The following is a 17,020-nucleotide window of genomic DNA, read 5'->3' as shown; positions in this document are numbered from 1 at the left end:
AGCTATTCAAACAATCCCAACTACGTGATGTATACGTCAGAAGACTAACAGCCCAACGTGTCCGCAATATCTGCCGGTTGACCGTGGGATCCTCACTTCGCAGCGAGTGAAGGTGCTGTCTGGCGAGTCAAAGCTGACGTGTGCTAAGTCCATGCATGTCATGCGTTTCCAAGAGCGGTCAGACGATGGATACCAACACTGGCTTCGGTGCGGCAGCAGCGAATAGTCAGAACCAGCGGCGAACCCTGGCCTTGTAGCGGCGGTAGTCGTCCCCGAACTTTGCTTCCAGATAGCGCTCCTCGCGGGCGATCACCTGCGTTTGGATCGCGATCAGCACCAACGGGAGCAAGGCGAGGGCGATCGGCCCGTCCAAGCCGATCGCAAGGCTGGCATAGATAAGCGCCATAGCGAGATACATGGGATTGCGGGTCCACCGATAGGGGCCGGTCGTTACGATAAGGGTGGTTGGCCGCGACGGTGGCGTGTTGGTGCCAAGTCGGCGAAACAGCCCGGCCGCCGCAACCATCAATACCACGCCAGCAATGAACAGTACCGCGCCGATCGCGGCCAGAAGCCGCCAGTCGATGCCGAACGAGCGCAGGGTGACGTACCGTTCCGCCGACAGTCCCAACAGCAGCGCTCCCAGATAGACGAAGGGAGGAGGAAAATGCACACCCGCGCTGTCCGGTTCGACACCCATGCTCATCCTCCTATCTAAGCTCTTAAAACCAGCATCGACTGCTGGGTCGAGATCCCCGTCATCGCGATTTTAGTATTTCCCAGGTCAGGCAACGCAGAAGCCGGGAACAGCAACCTTCTGAAACAGATGCGGTCTGGGTCGACCAACGACGGATATGCTGGAAGTTTTGCGAGGAACGCGGGATCAGTAAAGGCGGCGCGGACCGCATCGGTGGATTCCCACACCACATAGCTCAGGTAAGTCGGGCTATCGCCGATCGCTCGATGCAGTTGCATGGAAATGAAGCCCGGTTGCTTCGTTATGACCTCAGCTGCCGCCTTGAAAGCCTCCAGAAAGCCCGCATCGTCGGCGGGATCAACGACGGTGAAGAAGTTGATGAGCACAAGAGGCGCGGCCGCGATGCCGAGTTGGCGGTCGAAAGGAAATTTCTCATCGAGAGGTATGAATGGTTTTGCGACGGCCATGGTAGCGGTCCTGTCTATCGTGAAATTGAAGCAGGGGGATCGAAGCTTCCTGCTCTTAAACCAGCAGCGATTGCTGAGCGGAGATGCCCGCGGTCGCGCCCTGCCATATTGCGTTGGTGACCGAGGGCATCCCGGGGGTGGCCAGATCGCCGGCGGCGTAGATGCCGGGCATGCTCGTCTCGCGTCGCTCGTCGGCCTTGAGAACGCTGCCGAGGGGTGTATCGACTGTGTCAAGTCCCAATGCGTCATGCAGGGTTGCAGACGGCTTGATCGGCGGATGCGCGAACAGGATGTCGACCGCGACATCGGGACCACCCTCGCGTTTGATGGTGGCGCCATGGTCGCCATGACGTCCAATCTCACTGAGCCTGCCCTCAACGATCGGTATATTGCGATGCGCGAGCTCGGTCCGGACATCGGGGGCAATGTCGTGACCATCTGCGAAGACAGTCAACTTGTCAGTCCAATGCTGAAACAGTTTGACCTGAACGTGCGACTGTGGGCGGAACCAGACGAGGCCCCAATGCTGGTCAGCAACTTCGAAGCCGTCGCAGTATGGGCATGGGATGACGGATGTGCCCCAGTTCTCGGCAAAACCCGGGACAGCAGGCATCTGGTCAACAACGCCGTAGCTCAGGATCACGCGGCGCGCACTCAGGGTTTCACCATCACCAGTGCGGACGGAGAAATTGTCGATGGTGCCGGAGATATTGTCGGCGCGGGCATTGACCATCTTGATTGCAGGATACCGCGCAAGTTGCTGCCGCGCTTCGGTCAGGATTGCGGACGGTGGCTTGTCATCGTGACCGAGCACACCGTGCGAGCGGCCAGCGAAGCGGTTGCGCTGCAGGCCGGTATCGAGAACGATGACTTTGCGGCGGGCACGACCGAGCTGCAGGGCAGCGGCGAGTCCAGCAAAGCTGCCGCCGATGATGATGACGTCGTTCATTATTGTGGGCTCCGTGTTGCGGGTAATGAGGGTTGGGTTGGACTTTGCAGTTACTGGAGCGAGAGGAATACCAATGGCGGAAAACGCGGCCAGTTTCAGCAGTGCTCGTCGTTGCATGGCGGCCTCGTGGCTGGGGTCAGCGGTTTCGACTTGCATATTTCAGATACTGGGTGGTATCGTAAGGCTAAATAACGATACTGTCAAGGATCGCAAATAGCCATGAGTGAAAATGTCCAAAACCGGCGCGGCCGGCCTGCCAACGAGGCGCTTGCTCAAACGATCGTTGATGCAGCGTGCGACCTGTTTGAGGAACTGGGATTTCATGCAGCGACATTGGACAAGGTTGCCCAGCGAGCGAAGATATCCAAGCTCAGCATCTACAAGCACTTCGAAAACAAGGAGGCGCTGTTTGGCGCGGCCTTTGCGGCCCGCTGCCAGCAGTTAGTGCCGCCGAAACTCTTTGAAGGCGTCGATGGTTCAGCCGAAAATCAGCTCATGGCGGCGGGATCGTCGCTGCTTCGCTCGCTTCTGCGCCCGGAGGTCCGCAATGCTGAAGCCATGGTCATGGCCGACACGCCAAACCAGAAGTCGTTGAGCAAGATGCACTACGAAGCAGGTCCTGCCCATATCATTGCGCAGATCGAGGGCCTGTTGCGTCAGCTGCATGCAAAGTCACTTCTGTTCGTGCCCGATCCTCTTCAATCCGCCCGCTTGTTTGCCGCACTTTTCAAGGGTTCCGATCTCTTGCTCGTCGCACGCTTTGACGTGGCGAAAGCAAATGATGAGAAAGAGATCGAATCCTATTGCCGATCGGCCGTCGCCATATTTATCAACGCGCACAAGGGACGGTAAAGCTGCCAAGCATTGCGATCCGGCGCTGATGAACGAGGCGCCAGACCTGCGCTAACATACGCTTAATGTGCTTTCTGACAGATTTTGACATGGACGGGAACGAGGACAGGCTCGGCTCTATGCCCGTCCCAAAGCGCGAGTGAGAGGCTTCATTTCCAGGTCTGTCGGTAGACCGCGAAGGCTGTCAGCATGCCGTAAAGCGCTGCAGCCACTGCAACGATCCAATATAGTTGCGTGAGGTTGGCACCCCACAACGCTACAGCGGACCAGCCCAGAAATGCGGCGACGACCATCCTGGCCGTGCCAGCAAGCACCGGCAGGAACACGCGCTTTGCCGCCTGGTTTGCGAAGTAAAGCGCAAGCCCCAGTCCCACGGCGCCATAGAATGGCGCCACGATGTGCAGGTAGAGCGCACCTTGCGCGGCAACATCGGGATCATCTGTGAACAGCCCCATCCATAACTGCGGCCAGATCGCGACCACGAGACCGACGGTTGTCGAGAAAGCAAACGCCATGCCTGCCCCCGTCCACGCTATTTTCCGCGCGCGCTCGATCTGGTTTGCGCCGATATTGATGCCGACCAGGGTGACGATGGCCGTGCCCAACCCGAACAGGATGGGGATCTGAAGATAATCAAGACGGGACGCAATGCCGTAGCCTGCCAGCGCTTCCGTGCCAAAGTGGCCAACGGTCGCCGTAACGAAGGTCACCGTTATATTCACCTGAATGGTACCAATAGCGGACAGCAGACCGACGCCAAGGATTTCCCCGAACAGGCGCCGTTCAAGCGGGACAGGCCTGAACTTGAGGACACTGCCGACGCTGCGAAGGTGGACAAACAGCCACGTCGCTGTGATGAGATAGTAGACTGCGACCGCGAGCCCGGCGCCAGCGACGCCCAAAGCCGGAAACGGCCCCCACCCGAATATCAATGTGGGAGAGAGCGGAAGCAGGACGAAGGTTCCAGAAATCGTTACCATGGCAGGAAAGCGGGCATTGCCGGCGCCTCGAAGCGCTGATGACATCATCGCCGTCAGCCAGATCGGCACAGAGGCGGAAAACACCACCATCGAGTAGGTCATCGCCGCCGATAAAGTCCCGCCGGTCCCGCCCATCGCCTGGTAAAGCGTCGACCCGATCATGAAGGCGACTGCGGAGAAGACGACACCGAGACCGCAGGCGAGGACGATCGAATGCCAAAGGAGGGCATTGGCATCGTCGTGACGGCCAGCACCCGATGCGCGGGCGATTGCCGCCGCGGTTCCGCCACCGATCCCACCGTTCGCCATCATCTGCATCAGCATCAGAATGGGAAAGACCAGCGTGACGCCAGCCAGCGCTTCTGTCCCTAAAAAGCTGACGAAGTATGTTTCGGCCACGCCAACCATGGTCTGCACCACGAGTACGAGCACGGTCGGCGCCGCAAGACGCAGAATGGCAGGCGCAACCGGCCCGCTGAGTGCATGAGGTATATTCCTGCGTGACGGGGAAGACGGCGTTTGCGCCGACGATGTGCTGTTCATGGAAAATCCCTTCAACGCGCCGCGCGCATATTGACTTAGATTGCTATCAGAATCTAAGTCAATGATGGATTACGTTCAAAATCTATCAGACGAAAAAACTCGCGCACTGCGCTCAGCATCGCGGTCGCTATCGGACAGAAAAGATGAACTCCACCCAAAACGACGATCTCTGTTCCGCCGTCCTTCGACTCAACCGACGCCTGTCGCGCAAGATCAATGCGGCACTCAAGATCCACGAACTCACTGTAGAGCAGGCGGTGGTGCTTGAAACGATCGCCGCGCTGGATTGCCCGCGGGTGACAGACCTGCGCATTGCGCTCGGTCTTGATCCCTCGACGGTTTCGGCGAACCTGAAACCCTTGCTGAAACGCCAGTTCGTCGTCATCACGGAAGATGTCGTTGACCGGCGCGTGAGGCGCGTGAAGCTGACGCCGGAAGGGGAGATGCGGCTTCAATCGTCCCGAAAGATCCTGAACACAATGGATGACGCGATCAAACAGAAGCTGGCAGCGCATGGTGTTCTCGAAGAGGTTGTGGCCGCGCTGCGCTTGCTGTCCCAACCCTGAGAATAGAGGGAAGTTTTATCGTTACGAGGCCTGCTCATAGCAATCAGGAACAAAGATCGAGGCCGTCGCTCAAGCCATCAGTCGGGTCACCGCGCTCCTTCAGGATTGCCACTCTGTTTTCGAGGCTCGCTACGCGCCTCTCCAGGCTGATGAGATGGTCTCCTTGCAGACCATCGATACCGCCGAGCGCTTCTTCCCAAATGCGCCATTTTGCCCAAAAACGCTTCCACATCTTCATGCTCCGTCTCGGTCGAAATTCCTGAATCCCAGCGCGACGACAATGCGCTATGCGACGCGCCCCATGGCGATCTCTTCAGACTGCAAGCCTGTCGCCACGATCGACACACGCATCGTGTCACCAAGACCAGGGTCGAAGGCGGCGCCAAAGATGATTTCCGCCTCCGTGTCGACTGTTTCGCGAACGCGGCTGGCGGCCTCGTCGACTTCGTGCAAGGTCAGGTCCCGGCCAGCCGAAACCGAAACAAGAACACCCCTTGCGCCGCTGAGGACGGCGTCGCCGAACAGCGGGTTTTCCACCGCCGCCTTCGCGGCCTTGGCCGCTCGGTCGGGCCCGCTCGCCTCGCCGGTGCTCATGACGGCTCTGCCCATGCCCTGCATGACGGCGCGGACGTCGGCGAAATCGAGATTGACGATGCCTTCCTTCAAGATCAGATCGACGACCGAGCTGACGCCGGCATGCAGCACCGCATCCGCCATGGCGAAGGCCTCTGCGAGGGTCGTATGCGGATTGGAAAGGCTAAACAGGCTCTGGTTCGGCACAACGATCACGGTATCCGCGCTCTGAACAAGAGCCTCAATCCCGGCTCGCGCCTGGCGCAAGCGGTGAGACCCTTCGAACATGAAGGGCTCGGTGACGACAGCGACGGTCAAAATGCCTGCCGCGCGGGCCGCGCGTGCGATAACCGGCATGGCGCCTGTCCCGGTCCCGCCACCCATGCCGCCAGCCAGAAACAGCATGTCGGCACGGGTCAGGTAGGCCATCAGATCGCCGATCGACTCCTCGGCGGCTGCACGTCCGATATCGGGCAGGGAACCCGCGCCAAGTCCCTCAGTGAGCTGCGGGCCAAGCTGGACGATCTGCGGCGCCGATGATTTGGCAAGCGCTTGCGCGTCGGTATTGGCTGCCAGGAAGCCCACTCCGGCCACCTCTTTCGCGATCATGTTGTCGACCGCGTTTCCACCACCGCCGCCGACCCCGATCACGGTGATTTTGGGCAGTTGGTCGACCGTGCGGTATTGAGCGTTCATCATAGCTGTTATCCTCTTGCTGGCTGGAGCATCGAAAGGGACATCGGCCAATCGAAGGGCCTACGACCAGCGTTTGAACACGGCGCTGGCGTTGACACCGCCAAAACCGAATCCGTTCGAAATGGCGTAGTTCATCAGATGCGGGCGCGCCCGCTTTGCAACGATGTCGATCCCGTCGCTTGCGGGGTCGGGAGCATTGAGGTTGAGCGTCGGCGGTGCGATCTGGTCCCTGAGTGCCATGATGGTAAAGATCGCTTCCAGGCCACCGGCCGCTCCGAGAAGGTGACCGGTTGCCGACTTCGTGCCACTCACGGCAAGGCCCGATCCCGAGCCAAACACCGATTTGATCGCTTCGATCTCGCCACGATCCCCGACTGGAGTCGACGTGGCATGGGCGTTGAGATGCTGGATCTCTTCCGGCGCGATACCGGCCTGCTTAATGGCGATCCGCATGGCGCGAGCGGCTCCGGAGCCGTCCTCCGGACCGGACGTGATATGATGGGCATCGGCCGTCGTGCCGTAGCCGACCAGTTCGGCAAGCGGCTCTGCACCGCGCGCCAGGGCATGGCTGAGGGCTTCGATGACCAGCACGCCAGCACCTTCGCCCATGACGAAGCCGTCGCGCAACATATCGAACGGACGCGAGGCCAGCTCCGGCGTATCGTTGAAGCCTGCGGACAGAGACCGTGCAGCCGCAAAGCCTCCGAGGCTGACCGTATTGATGCAGGCTTCGGTCCCGCCGCAGACTGCTATGTCGGCCTCGCCAGCGCGGATAAGGCGGGCGGCGTCGCCGATAGCCTGGACACCCGCGGCGCATGCCGTCACCGGCGCACCCAACGGACCCCGGAAGCCATGGCGGATGGAGACGTGGCCCGCCGCCAGATTGACGAGAAACGAGGGGATCGTGAATGGCGACAGACGCCGCGGTCCTTTCTGATCGACGGTCCTGACCGCGTCGGTAATCGCCGGAAAGCCCCCGATCCCAGAAGCAATAATAGTTGCCGTTCTCATGCGATCCTCTTCGGACGCGGGCTTCCATTTGGCCTGTGCCAAGGCTTCGTCGGCTGCGGCGAGCGCTAGAAGGATGAAGCGGTCCACCTTGCGCTGATCCTTCGGCGCGAGGATGAGGTCGGGGTTGAAACCTGCTTCCGGATCGTCTTCGATCGACGGCACGACGCCCCCGACCTTGGCGGGGAGATCGCCGACGATTTCCTCCGGCAGGCGGCGAATGCCCGATTGACCGGCTAACAGCCGCGCCCAGGAACTGGAGACGCTGGCACCGAGCGGGCTCACCGCTCCCATGCCTGTGACGACGATACGACGCATGACGATTTCACCTGTTCACTTTGGAGAAGAGACGCTTGGCGCCAGACCTATTCGGTCGAAGCCAGGCGCTTCACCTCGTTCGATGCAGCTTCGAGAACACGATCGGACATCGCTTCGTCCGTCATGATCCGCGAAAGCGTGACCGCACCGACCATCAATGACAGCACGACCATGGCCTTTTCGGCTGCCTCGGGTGCACCATCGTTCGGGATGAGTTCCTCCAGCACCTGAAGATGGGCCTTGATCCCGTCCTGGAAGGGCGTCCGGACCTCCGGACTTTGACGAGCCGCATCAGAGCCGAGTGCGACGAGAGGGCATCCATCGCCGGTCTCGCCCCGATGTCCTGCCGACAAATAGAGATCGACGACTGCCTGGAGTGGATCGTTGCTGGAGGCGGCAACGGACGACCAGCGGCGCGTTGCGCTCTCCATCGCCCGGCGCGATGCGAGTGCGGCAAGATCGTCCTTGGAATCGAACTGCTTGTAGAAGCCGCCCTGTGTCAGGCCGGCTCCCTTCATCAGATCCTTGAGACCGATCCCGTCAAATCCGTGCTCGCGAAAGAGGCGGCTTGCCGCGTTGATCACGGCTTCTCGGTTGGCTTCGGCCTGGACGCGACTGACTCTCATCGTGCTCTCCTTTTAGATTTCGTTTGACATCTATAAATCTTTTAGAGTTAGATTGCAATCTATTCCGAATACCTCGACCGTCAAGAAGGGTCAGCACATGAAAACCAAGTTTCTCCTCACCACAGCGGTGATCATCGCGGGTGCCGCGACGGCGGCAGTCATGTTCTGGCCGACGGAAAAATTCTCGGCAGCTGCTGATCCGAGGACCGCGATCCCGCTTGTCAGCGTCGTAAAAGTCAGGGCGCCCGATAGCGCTTCGCGCAGCTTTACCGGAACGATCGCCGCACGTGTTCAAAGCGATCTCGGCTTCAGGGTTCCGGGCAAGATTGTTGAGCGGCTCGTCAATCTCGGCGAGGACGTCAAGGCTGGACAGCCGCTGATGAAGATCGACGGAACCGATCTGCGTCTTGCGCTGACGGCAAAGCGCAACGCGGTCGCCGCCGCACAGGCGACTTACGTGCAGGCTGTGAGCGACGAGAAGCGTTTTGCAGCGCTGGTCAAGACCAATGCCGCATCGACGCAACAGTACGAGAGAGCGAAAGCGGTGCTGGACACTGCTACAGCACAGCTTGCCGCAGCCAAGGCTGACGCGACGGTCGCCGAGAACGAGGCGACGTACACTGTTCTTCTGGCCGACGCTGACGGCACGATTGTCGAAACCCTGGGCGAGCCGGGGCAGGTGGTTGCAGCCGGCCAGACCGTCGTCAAGCTAGCCAAATCCGGTGCGCGCGAGGCCTTGGTCTGGATGCCGGAAAACCTCAGACCTGAGCCGGGTGCTACCGCTCAGGCGAGCATTTACGGTCGCGATGCTGAAGACAATGCGGTTCTGCGCCAGATCTCCGCTTCCGCCGATGCGCAGACACGCACCTATGAGACGCGCTGGGTGTTGCAAGGAACGGTCGCCGATGCGCCGCTCGGTGCGACCGTCACGATCAAGATCGCCAACAAAGATGCTCTGGCCCATGCCGAGATACCACTCGGGTCCATTCTCGACGATGGCAATCGCACGGGGGCCTGGGTCGTCGATGAGACGGCTTCCAGCGTCAATTTCCGTCCCTTGAAAGTCGAACGGTTGAGCGAGGACACCGCAATCGTCTCGGGCTTGAAAGCGGGAGAAACGGTTGTCGCCCTCGGCGCCCATCTCCTGACCGATGGCGAGAAAATTCGCACCAGCGTCGAAAAAGCAGAGGCGGCAAACTGATGAGCTTCAATCTTTCCGCGCTTGCCGTTCGTGAGCGATCCGTCACCCTTTTTTTTATCGTTCTCCTGGCGGCTGCAGGCGTCTATGCGTTTTTAAGCCTCGGGCGCGCGGAAGATCCGTCCTTTACCATCAAGACGATGACGGTGACGTCCGTCTGGCCGGGTGCAACCGCCCGAGAAATTCAGGACCTTGTCGCCGAGCCGCTGGAAAAGCGTATTCAGGAACTGACCTGGTATGATCGTGTCGAGACAACGACACGCCCCGGTTATGCCTATCTGACGGTGACGCTGAAGGATAACACGCCCGCCAGCGCGGTAGAGGAAGAGTTCTATCAGGCGCGCAAGAAACTCGGCGACGAGGCGCGAAACCTGCCCCCGGGTGTGTTTGGGCCTTTCGTCAACGATGAATATTCCGACGTCAGTTTTGGCCTTTATGCCCTGAAGGCCAAGGGCATGCCAATGCGTGATCTGGTGCGTCAGGCCGAAACCATCCGGCAGGATCTGCTACACGTGCCCGGCGTCAAGAAGATCAATATTCTGGGCGAACGTCCCGAGCAGATCTTTGTCGAATTCTCCTTCGCCAAGCTCGCGACCCTCGGTGTCTCGGCCCAGAGCATCGCGTCGGCTCTCCAGAACCAGAATACGGTCACGCCGGCCGGCTCGATCGATACGCGGGGGCCACAGGTGTTTATCCGGTTCGATGGTGCCTACAACAATATCCAGGCCATCGCCGACACACCGATCGTCGCCGGCGGTCGCACCCTGAAACTATCCGATTTCGCCAACATTCGTCGCGGCTACGAAGACCCTGCGACTTACGTCATCCGCCACAACGGCGAGCCCGCCATCATGCTCGGTGCTGTCATGCAGGCGGGATGGAATGGTCTGGAACTCGGCAAGGCACTTGAGGAGCGCTCGGCGACCATCGCCCAGTCGCTTCCGCTCGGGATGACCCTTGAGAAAGTCAGCGACCAGGCCGTCAACATCGACGAGGCGGTCGGCGAATTCATGCTCAAGTTCGCCATGGCGCTCGGCGTCGTGCTGTTCGTCAGTCTTATCGCCTTGGGCTGGCGCGTCGGCATCGTTGTTGCGCTTGCCGTGCCGCTGACGCTCGCTGTCGTGTTCCTCATCATGCTCGAAACCGGACGGTTTTTCGACCGCATCACGCTCGGCGCCCTGATCCTCGCGCTCGGGCTCCTCGTCGACGACGCTATCATCGCGATTGAGGTGATGGTGGTGAAGATGGAGGAGGGCATGGACCGCATCAAGGCCGCCGCCTATGCCTGGAGCCATACTGCGGCGCCCATGCTCTCGGGTACGCTTGTCACCATCATCGGCCTCATGCCGGTTGGTTTCGCCCAATCGAGCGCCGGCGAATATGCCGGCAACATCTTCTGGGTCGTCGGCTTTGCCCTCATCGTGTCCTGGATCATCGCGGTGGTGTTCACGCCTTATCTTGGCGTCAAGATGCTTCCTGCCATCAAGCCGGTCACCGGTGGCCACGAGGCAATCTACGGCACGCCGAACTACCAGCGCCTGCGGTCAGTGATCAAGTTTGCGGTCCGCCACAAGTTCCTGACCTGCGCCGCCGTTGTCGTCATCATGGGCCTTTCGATCGTCGGAATGGGCAGCGTCAAGCAGCAGTTCTTCCCGACATCCGACCGCCCTGAAGTCCTGGTCGAAGTCCGCTTGCCCGAAGGCACCAGCATTGAAACAACGACGGCGACCGTCGAGAAGTTGGAAAAGTGGCTGAAGCAGCAGCCGGAATCCAAGATCGTCACCAGTTATGTTGGCCAAGGGGCGCCGCGCTTCTTCTTCGCCATGTCGCCAGAACTGCCCGACCCCGCCTTTGCCAAAATCGTCGCGCTCACCCCTGATGCACAGGGACGTGAAGCCCTGAAGCATCGCCTGAGGGCCGCCATCGCAGAAGGTCTTGCACCTGAAGCCGCCGTGCGGGTTAACCAGCTCGTGTTCGGTCCCTACACACCGTTTCCGGTCGAGTTCCGTATCATGGGACCCGATCCGAAAAAGCTCTACGAGATCTCCGAACAGGCGCGGGCCGTCATGAACACCGTGCCGGACGTTCGCCAGGCCAACCGCGACTGGGGTAACCGCACGCCTGTCGTCCGGTTTATCCCGGATCAGGAGCGGCTCAACCTCATCGGGCTTTCTCCGGCTGAAGCGGCACAGCAGATCCAGCTCCTCTTGTCGGGCGTTCCGATCACCCAGGTTCGCGAAAACATCCGCAACGTTCCAGTGGTAGCCCGCAGCGGCGGAGAAATCCGCCTCGATCCCTCGCGGCTAGGAGATTTCTCCCTGATCAGCAGAGACGGACGCGCCGTTCCGCTCGACCAGATCGGACACTCCGAGGTGACGTTCGAAGAGCCGATCATGAAGCGCCGAGACCGCACGTCCGTCATCACCATCCGCTCTGACATCAACGAGGCAACGCAACCGCCTGAGGTTTCACAAGCCGTGATGACGGCCCTCCAGCCGCTGATCGCCTCGCTTCCCGTCGGCTACCGCATCGAGATGGGCGGCAATATCGAAGAATCGCTTAAGGCGAACGACGCCCTCGTCAAGGTCTTCCCATTGATGATCGCAGCAATGCTGATTGTCATCATTCTACAAGTTCGCAGCCTCTCGACCATGACCATGGTCATGCTGACCGCTCCGCTCGGCCTTGCCGGTGCAGTGCCAGCGCTTCTTCTCTTTAATCAGCCCTTTGGTTTCAACGCTATTCTGGGATTGATCGGGCTCGCCGGTATTCTCATGCGAAACACGCTTATTTTGACCGAGCAGATCAAGGACAACAAGGCGGCAGGTCTCGATGATTATCACGCGGTGATCGAAGCGACGGTGCAACGAACCCGCCCGGTCATCCTGACGGCCCTTGCCGCTGTTCTTGCCTTCATCCCGCTGACCCATTCGGTCTTCTGGGGGTCGATGGCCTACACGCTGATCGGCGGAACGGCTGTCGGCACGCTGATGATCCTGCTCTTCCTGCCGGCACTCTATGCCGCCTGGTTCCGGATCAAGCCGACCGAGGACAGCGCTATGCACCACGACCATGAGCACTCCCAGGATGACAATAACCTGGAACCCGACATGCGTCTTGCGGCAGAGTAGCCGACAGGCTCAGACATCGACCGTAAGGTTTTGCAACAGAGCAAGGTCCCAGCCGGTGCGGCAGGCCGCACGACGATCGGCGTATTAGGGCCGGCCGTATACCGCTCCTGCAATCGGACCCGAGGGGGTGTGGTTTTCGTGTCGGTCAAGAATTCCCTCCATGAAACGTTGGAGCACCGTCCGGGATTGCTCTGCCAGTGGGCCGATGAGGGGTTTCATTCGTTCTGTGACGTAGCCGGCCCTTTGGAGCATCTGATTGAGAATGCGATTGCTCGCTCGGCTAAAGTCTACGTTGTGGATTATGGAAGACATAGTTCCATCCTTTCAGTGGGATGACGGTGAATGCTTGTTCAGGCAAACGGATCGAGACTAGGAGGCGAAGCCTGCCTGGCATCCAGCGCAAGAGCCCGGTAAATTTCATCATAGGAGACCTGAAGGCGTTGCCTCATCACTGTCGGCGCCGAAAGCGATGGTATCTCAATGTGTGTGGCAACCCGCTTATATGCGGGGAAGCTCAAGCCAGCGATGAGTTCTTCATCGACGATAAGCTTGTAGGTGCCGGCGTCCTGCAACTCGACGAGAGATTCAATCCGGAAAGGCCGGGTGAAGGTGATTTCGGTCTCTGTCGTTCTCATGGCGCACTCATCCGGGGTTTCATTGGTATGGACCGGACCGTCATTGGCGGCGGTCGGGAGTGCTCGATAGATCGCGCTTCGGGATCTGGCTGCTGTCCTTCGGTTCGTCAGCCGGAGGTCTACCAAAGCCATCCCGCCGCAAGGACGTAGAGGATCATGAGTATGCTCGCCGTTACGACGAGATGCGACGTCGCGGTCGCGACGAGATGTCCGTTTTGACGAGGATTGATGACGGAAGACATGTTGTCCTCCTTTCGGTTGGGTTCAGGGTAGTAAACCCTCACGTGGCAGCGCCCAAAACGTCGGCTGCCGAAGAAATTATCCTGTGCGCCTATCGAAGCGTTTACAAGAAACAAATAAGGTCATTTGAAGCCGTTGGGGTTTACCGAAACCAGCCCGGCTCTCACCGCTTGGATCACTTGGTCTCTGCTTGCCTAATCCGATAGGCGGCGCGAGTAGGCAGGCCTTGAATGGCGAACTGCGGGAGACCCGATTTAAACAACTCTGTCTCCGGCTCGGGGCGGCCATAGCTGTTGCCAAGAAAACGCTCAAGAACCGCTGGGGAAGTTTCGCCGTCACGCACTTTCTCCATAAGCATAGCGGTCGCCGTATCAGCACGAAACTCTCCCTCTATGGGGGACCCCGCGCTGTACCCTGCACGAAAAAGCAGTGAGCGGATCATTTTCATATCGGCAGAGGAAACAGTAGGTCTCGTATCGGAAGACATGTTGTCCTCCTTTCGTTGGGGCTAGGGTAGCAAGCCCTCAAACAGTAGCGCCCGTGATGATGGCTACTGGAATATCAACCATGCGCGCTTATTGAGGCATTAGCAAGGAAACAAATAAGGCCATCTGTGATCGATGCCAGTAAGGTCGGCTCGGTACCAACGTCTTCAATGGGGAACGATCGTATGGGTGGACGGTTAGGCGGGCAGATTGCGCGGAAAATCCTACGTCGCGAGGTGCGCGCAGTTCGGCGCCGAGGGGCATCCCTTCTAAGGGGCGCTTGACGCCGCGCCCAGCGCTTCATTTATGCTGAGCGGATTGCTTCGTTGAACGAGACAACCTCGACGGTCGCTCCAGCCTCATCGGCTATTTCGAACCATCGGCCATCAATCGTGTGGCCGCGCGACATCGCCGGGGACAGAGCTTCCCGTATGGCCGCGATTGCCCCCAAACGCGCGAGCGCGCTCGATCCGAATTCCAGCCCCTCCTCGCCAGGTTGGAAGTTGAACGCAGTCCTGATGTGGAAAAAGAACTTCGGCACAGTGTCACCTCTTCTCAAACAGCCAGGAGAAAAGGGGCTGCGTCGGCGCAAGCGGCTGTTGCGGACCCCGACGCGTTCATGCACCTACAAACACCGAGCCTACCAGTTTGTTCCTCGACGTTACATCGCTCATTGGAGCCAAAGGGCGACTGCCCGAGCGAAGCGACGCCCGTGTCATGCCGGTGTCACGGCAACATCACCCCAACGAAGGAATCCTCCATGAACCGCTCCACATTTTATGCGTCGGTGCGCGAGCGCGCGCCCGGCGTTTTCGGCACGTCCATCAGCCAGAGCCAGGTGCAGGGCACCGAGGCCATCCTTGACGAGGCAGAGCGGCGAGGAACGCCACTTCGGCAACTGGCCTATATCCTCGCCACCGCCTACCACGAATCCGCCCACACCATGCAGGCGGTGCGGGAGACGCTAGCCAAGACCGATGCAGGCGCGATTGCCGCGCTGGAAAAGGCTTGGAAGACCGGCCAGCTGACTTGGGTGAAGACGCCCTACTGGCGCAAGGACGCGGACGGCAAGTCGTGGTTCGGCCGCGGGCTCGTGCAGATCACCCACAAGGCCAATTACCAGAAGCTCGGCCTGCTGATCGGCGTCGATCTCGTGAAAGATCCGTCGAAGGCGCTGGAGCTTTCCACCGCAGTCCAGATCCTGTTCGTTGGCATGGAGCTCGGCAGCTTCACCGGGAAATCGCTCTCCGACTACATCAGCGACGGCCGGGCCGACTACGAGGGTGCGCGCCGTATCGTGAATGGTATGGACAAGGCCGCGCTTATTGCCGGCTATGCCAAGGCCTTCGAACGCGCCCTTGTGGCCGCCGGCTACAGCCCGAAAAAGCCTTCTGCGGGCATCACCCCGAAAGCCTCGGAACCCAGCGCCTTCAGCGAGAAAAGCACCGATTTGGGCACCACCCCAGAACGGGGGCCGGTCTCGCCCGGTGCGGCCGCTGCCGGCGCCGGAATCGTCGCCATCATCGCCGCTGCCGGCGCCTATCTTTCCAACCTGCCGTGCTCCTGGTTCGGCTTCATGTGTGGGTGATGTCATGAAAGCGTTTGTTTCGAAACTCGCCACGGCGCTTGCCCGCTGGCGGACTTGGGTCGTTAGCGCCCACTGACAAAGCCGATCTGAAGGGCGGCAATGTCGCTCGGCTCGCTTCATCGCTCAGCGTGACACGGGACCAGGCCGCATCATTGAGGCAGATCCATGAGCAGGCGCGAGCTCTGCAGGAGAGGAACCTTCGCCAGAACCGCGAGATCGTTCGTGGAACCCAGATAGGGCTCCGCCGTTGATGCCGAATTCAGCGGCCCAAACCCGCATGCCGGTCACGGAGCCGTTCGGACGTCTTATGGCGACGCTCCATCGGTTCCAAAAGGCACGCGTCCGGCCGGCTCCCATTCGACCGCTCTGACCTGGGCGGTGCCCACGGCGGAAAGCTGACCCTGCAGGAGCATTCGAACGCCGCAAAAGACAACCAGGTTTTGTCCTTCGACCCGCATCCGAAGACCAGCGTCGGCCGGCCGAAGGATTGCGCGGGCGTCCTCGAACATGAGGAACCTGTCGGCGCCGGCGACGTCGATCGACAGGCAATAGCCGCAGCATTTCGTGCGGAGTTTTTCGGCAACGCATCGGGCATGCGTAACTGGCACGAATGCCTCGGCGACGTGTTTGTACATGGCAGCAACTCCAGGATCTCGAAGCGTTCCGGCCGGGCGGAGCTTGGCCTCGGCCGGGACCGTTTGCGTCACGCCGGTATCCTTGCGTGCTCGGAAAAGACGCGTGTCGGGAACGCAGGACGGCGGTAAAGTCTGTCGCTGACCCTGGGCTTTTCGCGCATGGCAGCGAGCACGCGGTTCGACACCTCGAATGCACCGCAGCAGACCGGGAGGCGGCCATATCCATCCGAGCGGCCAAGTTCGTCGAGTTTTGCCCCCGCTTGTCTGTAGACGCGCTTCATGTGCGGCTCGTAATTCGAAATCATCGTATGGATGCCATTGTCGATTGCGACTTCGCAGAGCGCCAAAAGTAAAAGGCAAAACGCGCGGTCCGGGCGCATATCTGGTGCGATCGCGTCTTCGTCGATGCACATCCTCGTGCCTTCCCAGATTCCAGGTGCGACGAGATCGCAGGCGTCGGGGAATGTACCCCTAAACACGTCATAGAGGAGGGTCGGGCCGGTCGTCGGCATCAGACGAACGGAACCGAACAGGCGTTTCTTCTCTTCGTCGCACCACAACAGATATGCCAGCGACATCCTCCAGTTCCTCGTCCTGTATCGCAAGCGCTTCCCGGAGCGGATCGACACCCGGCAGTGCAAGCGGCGTGATGACATCGATCGCCCGCACACCGTGGATCGTCGGTATGAACACGGCGGGGTCGAAACCGTGACGCGTGCACCAACGCCCCCAAACGCGTTCCACCACCGCGGTCGAATCGAGAAGCGTGCCGTCCATGTCGAACAGGAAGGCATCGTAGGTGCGCCCGGCACGGAATGCGGTCGCCCTCATCG

Annotated in this window: 17 protein-coding genes and 2 pseudogenes; 5 read left to right on the top strand and 14 right to left on the bottom strand. The window is 60.1% G+C overall.

The window, feature by feature from the left end; all coding sequences use genetic code 11:
- Nucleotides 1–226: 226 nt before the first annotated feature.
- From GR158_RS23700 to GR158_RS23690, 3 genes and pseudogenes are all read right to left on the bottom strand, one after another.
- Nucleotides 227–700 carry an isoprenylcysteine carboxylmethyltransferase family protein gene (locus GR158_RS23700; RefSeq protein WP_134652777.1) on the bottom strand — a complete coding sequence of 158 codons (474 nt, stop codon included), beginning with the start codon at nucleotides 698–700 and terminating at the stop codon, nucleotides 227–229.
- An 84-nt stretch (nucleotides 701–784) separates the two neighbouring features.
- Nucleotides 785–1,164: pseudogene (locus GR158_RS23695) on the bottom strand (antibiotic biosynthesis monooxygenase).
- Between the two features lie 55 nt (nucleotides 1,165–1,219).
- Entirely contained in the window at nucleotides 1,220–2,113 is an 894-nt protein-coding gene (locus GR158_RS23690; RefSeq protein ID WP_202402421.1) for an NAD(P)/FAD-dependent oxidoreductase, read from the bottom strand.
- 219 nt (nucleotides 2,114–2,332) lie between these two features.
- Here GR158_RS23690 and GR158_RS23685 point away from each other — a divergent pair, with 219 nt between their 5' ends.
- Entirely contained in the window at nucleotides 2,333–2,965 is a 633-nt protein-coding gene (locus GR158_RS23685) for a TetR/AcrR family transcriptional regulator (protein ID WP_160872844.1), read from the top strand.
- A gap of 149 nt (nucleotides 2,966–3,114) precedes the next feature.
- Here the strand turns inward: GR158_RS23685 and GR158_RS23680 are convergent, their stop codons facing one another.
- The gene (locus GR158_RS23680) at nucleotides 3,115–4,488 is read right to left on the bottom strand and encodes an MATE family efflux transporter (protein WP_160872843.1); all 1,374 of its coding nucleotides are present in this window, start codon (nucleotides 4,486–4,488) and stop codon (nucleotides 3,115–3,117) included.
- Nucleotides 4,489–4,631: 143 nt separating this feature from the next.
- Here GR158_RS23680 and GR158_RS23675 point away from each other — a divergent pair, with 143 nt between their 5' ends.
- A complete protein-coding gene (locus GR158_RS23675) occupies nucleotides 4,632–5,054 on the top strand; it encodes a MarR family winged helix-turn-helix transcriptional regulator (protein ID WP_160872842.1) in 423 nt (140 codons plus the stop codon).
- Nucleotides 5,055–5,097: 43 nt separating this feature from the next.
- Here the strand turns inward: GR158_RS23675 and GR158_RS23670 are convergent, their stop codons facing one another.
- The 4 genes from GR158_RS23670 to GR158_RS23655 are packed head-to-tail and all read right to left on the bottom strand — an operon-like array spanning nucleotide 5,098 to nucleotide 8,275.
- On the bottom strand, nucleotides 5,098–5,292 hold the full coding sequence (locus tag GR158_RS23670; RefSeq protein WP_230640373.1) for a hypothetical protein: 195 nt from the start codon (nucleotides 5,290–5,292) through the stop codon (nucleotides 5,098–5,100).
- Between the two features lie 47 nt (nucleotides 5,293–5,339).
- Nucleotides 5,340–6,323 carry a cell division protein FtsZ gene (gene ftsZ, locus GR158_RS23665; protein WP_160872852.1) on the bottom strand — a complete coding sequence of 328 codons (984 nt, stop codon included), beginning with the start codon at nucleotides 6,321–6,323 and terminating at the stop codon, nucleotides 5,340–5,342.
- A 60-nt stretch (nucleotides 6,324–6,383) separates the two neighbouring features.
- A complete protein-coding gene (gene fabF, locus GR158_RS23660; protein ID WP_160872841.1) occupies nucleotides 6,384–7,649 on the bottom strand; it encodes a beta-ketoacyl-ACP synthase II in 1,266 nt (421 codons plus the stop codon).
- 47 nt (nucleotides 7,650–7,696) lie between these two features.
- The gene (locus tag GR158_RS23655) at nucleotides 7,697–8,275 is read right to left on the bottom strand and encodes a TetR/AcrR family transcriptional regulator (protein ID WP_160872840.1); all 579 of its coding nucleotides are present in this window, start codon (nucleotides 8,273–8,275) and stop codon (nucleotides 7,697–7,699) included.
- 97 nt (nucleotides 8,276–8,372) lie between these two features.
- On the opposite strand from GR158_RS23655, the gene GR158_RS23650 reads away from it, so the two are divergent.
- Both GR158_RS23650 and GR158_RS23645 read left to right on the top strand, forming a co-directional pair.
- Complete coding sequence (locus tag GR158_RS23650; RefSeq protein WP_160872839.1) at nucleotides 8,373–9,476, top strand: efflux RND transporter periplasmic adaptor subunit; 1,104 nt, start codon at nucleotides 8,373–8,375, stop codon at nucleotides 9,474–9,476.
- Nucleotides 9,476–12,604, top strand: coding sequence for an efflux RND transporter permease subunit (locus GR158_RS23645; RefSeq protein WP_134652791.1), 3,129 nt, complete (start codon nucleotides 9,476–9,478; stop codon nucleotides 12,602–12,604). The genes GR158_RS23650 and GR158_RS23645 overlap by 1 nt, the downstream gene beginning before the upstream one ends.
- Nucleotides 12,605–12,954: 350 nt before the next feature.
- On the opposite strand, the gene GR158_RS23640 is transcribed toward GR158_RS23645, so the two are convergent.
- The 3 genes from GR158_RS23640 to GR158_RS23630 form a co-directional block, all read right to left on the bottom strand.
- Nucleotides 12,955–13,239, bottom strand: a complete 285-nt coding sequence (locus GR158_RS23640; RefSeq protein ID WP_134651505.1) for a hypothetical protein — start codon at nucleotides 13,237–13,239, stop codon at nucleotides 12,955–12,957.
- A 415-nt stretch (nucleotides 13,240–13,654) separates the two neighbouring features.
- Nucleotides 13,655–13,966: a hypothetical protein gene (locus tag GR158_RS23635; RefSeq protein WP_160872838.1), complete on the bottom strand. Its 312-nt coding sequence runs from the start codon at nucleotides 13,964–13,966 to the stop codon at nucleotides 13,655–13,657.
- Between the two features lie 302 nt (nucleotides 13,967–14,268).
- On the bottom strand, nucleotides 14,269–14,505 hold the full coding sequence (locus tag GR158_RS23630; RefSeq protein WP_160872837.1) for a hypothetical protein: 237 nt from the start codon (nucleotides 14,503–14,505) through the stop codon (nucleotides 14,269–14,271).
- A 219-nt stretch (nucleotides 14,506–14,724) separates the two neighbouring features.
- Here GR158_RS23630 and GR158_RS23625 point away from each other — a divergent pair, with 219 nt between their 5' ends.
- Nucleotides 14,725–15,552, top strand: a complete 828-nt coding sequence (locus tag GR158_RS23625; RefSeq protein ID WP_160872836.1) for a glycoside hydrolase family 19 protein — start codon at nucleotides 14,725–14,727, stop codon at nucleotides 15,550–15,552.
- 305 nt (nucleotides 15,553–15,857) lie between these two features.
- On the opposite strand, the gene GR158_RS23620 is transcribed toward GR158_RS23625, so the two are convergent.
- From GR158_RS23620 to GR158_RS23610, 3 genes and pseudogenes are all read right to left on the bottom strand, one after another.
- Complete coding sequence (locus GR158_RS23620; protein ID WP_160872835.1) at nucleotides 15,858–16,187, bottom strand: hypothetical protein; 330 nt, start codon at nucleotides 16,185–16,187, stop codon at nucleotides 15,858–15,860.
- Between the two features lie 68 nt (nucleotides 16,188–16,255).
- The gene (locus GR158_RS23615; RefSeq protein WP_371731784.1) at nucleotides 16,256–16,792 is read right to left on the bottom strand and encodes an acyl-homoserine-lactone synthase; all 537 of its coding nucleotides are present in this window, start codon (nucleotides 16,790–16,792) and stop codon (nucleotides 16,256–16,258) included.
- Nucleotides 16,686–17,018, bottom strand: a pseudogene (locus tag GR158_RS23610) (hypothetical protein); the annotation flags it as partial. The pseudogene GR158_RS23610 and the gene GR158_RS23615, both read right to left, overlap by 107 nt.
- Between the last annotated feature and the right edge of the window lie 2 nt (nucleotides 17,019–17,020).

This window comes from Shinella sp. AETb1-6 (genome assembly GCF_009826875.1).
GTDB lineage: Bacteria > Pseudomonadota > Alphaproteobacteria > Rhizobiales > Rhizobiaceae > Shinella > Shinella sumterensis.
The sequence above is the reverse complement of the archived record's forward strand: the minus strand, read 5'-3'. Positions and strand labels throughout refer to the sequence as shown.

Coding starts and splice junctions, on each gene's coding strand:
- GR158_RS23645 (WP_134652791.1), top strand. CDS start 9,476: ATGAGCTTCAATCTTTCCGCGCTTGCCGTTCGTGAGCGATCCGTCACC.
- GR158_RS23680 (WP_160872843.1), bottom strand. CDS start 4,488: ATGAACAGCACATCGTCGGCGCAAACGCCGTCTTCCCCGTCACGCAGG.
- GR158_RS23625 (WP_160872836.1), top strand. CDS start 14,725: ATGAACCGCTCCACATTTTATGCGTCGGTGCGCGAGCGCGCGCCCGGC.
- GR158_RS23685 (WP_160872844.1), top strand. CDS start 2,333: ATGAGTGAAAATGTCCAAAACCGGCGCGGCCGGCCTGCCAACGAGGCG.
- fabF (WP_160872841.1), bottom strand. CDS start 7,649: ATGCGTCGTATCGTCGTCACAGGCATGGGAGCGGTGAGCCCGCTCGGT.
- GR158_RS23655 (WP_160872840.1), bottom strand. CDS start 8,275: ATGAGAGTCAGTCGCGTCCAGGCCGAAGCCAACCGAGAAGCCGTGATC.
- ftsZ (WP_160872852.1), bottom strand. CDS start 6,323: ATGAACGCTCAATACCGCACGGTCGACCAACTGCCCAAAATCACCGTG.
- GR158_RS23675 (WP_160872842.1), top strand. CDS start 4,632: ATGAACTCCACCCAAAACGACGATCTCTGTTCCGCCGTCCTTCGACTC.
- GR158_RS23700 (WP_134652777.1), bottom strand. CDS start 700: ATGGGTGTCGAACCGGACAGCGCGGGTGTGCATTTTCCTCCTCCCTTC.
- GR158_RS23640 (WP_134651505.1), bottom strand. CDS start 13,239: ATGAGAACGACAGAGACCGAAATCACCTTCACCCGGCCTTTCCGGATT.
- GR158_RS23620 (WP_160872835.1), bottom strand. CDS start 16,187: ATGTACAAACACGTCGCCGAGGCATTCGTGCCAGTTACGCATGCCCGA.
- GR158_RS23650 (WP_160872839.1), top strand. CDS start 8,373: ATGAAAACCAAGTTTCTCCTCACCACAGCGGTGATCATCGCGGGTGCC.
- GR158_RS23670 (WP_230640373.1), bottom strand. CDS start 5,292: ATGAAGATGTGGAAGCGTTTTTGGGCAAAATGGCGCATTTGGGAAGAA.
- GR158_RS23690 (WP_202402421.1), bottom strand. CDS start 2,113: ATGAACGACGTCATCATCATCGGCGGCAGCTTTGCTGGACTCGCCGCT.
- GR158_RS23635 (WP_160872838.1), bottom strand. CDS start 13,966: ATGTCTTCCGATACGAGACCTACTGTTTCCTCTGCCGATATGAAAATG.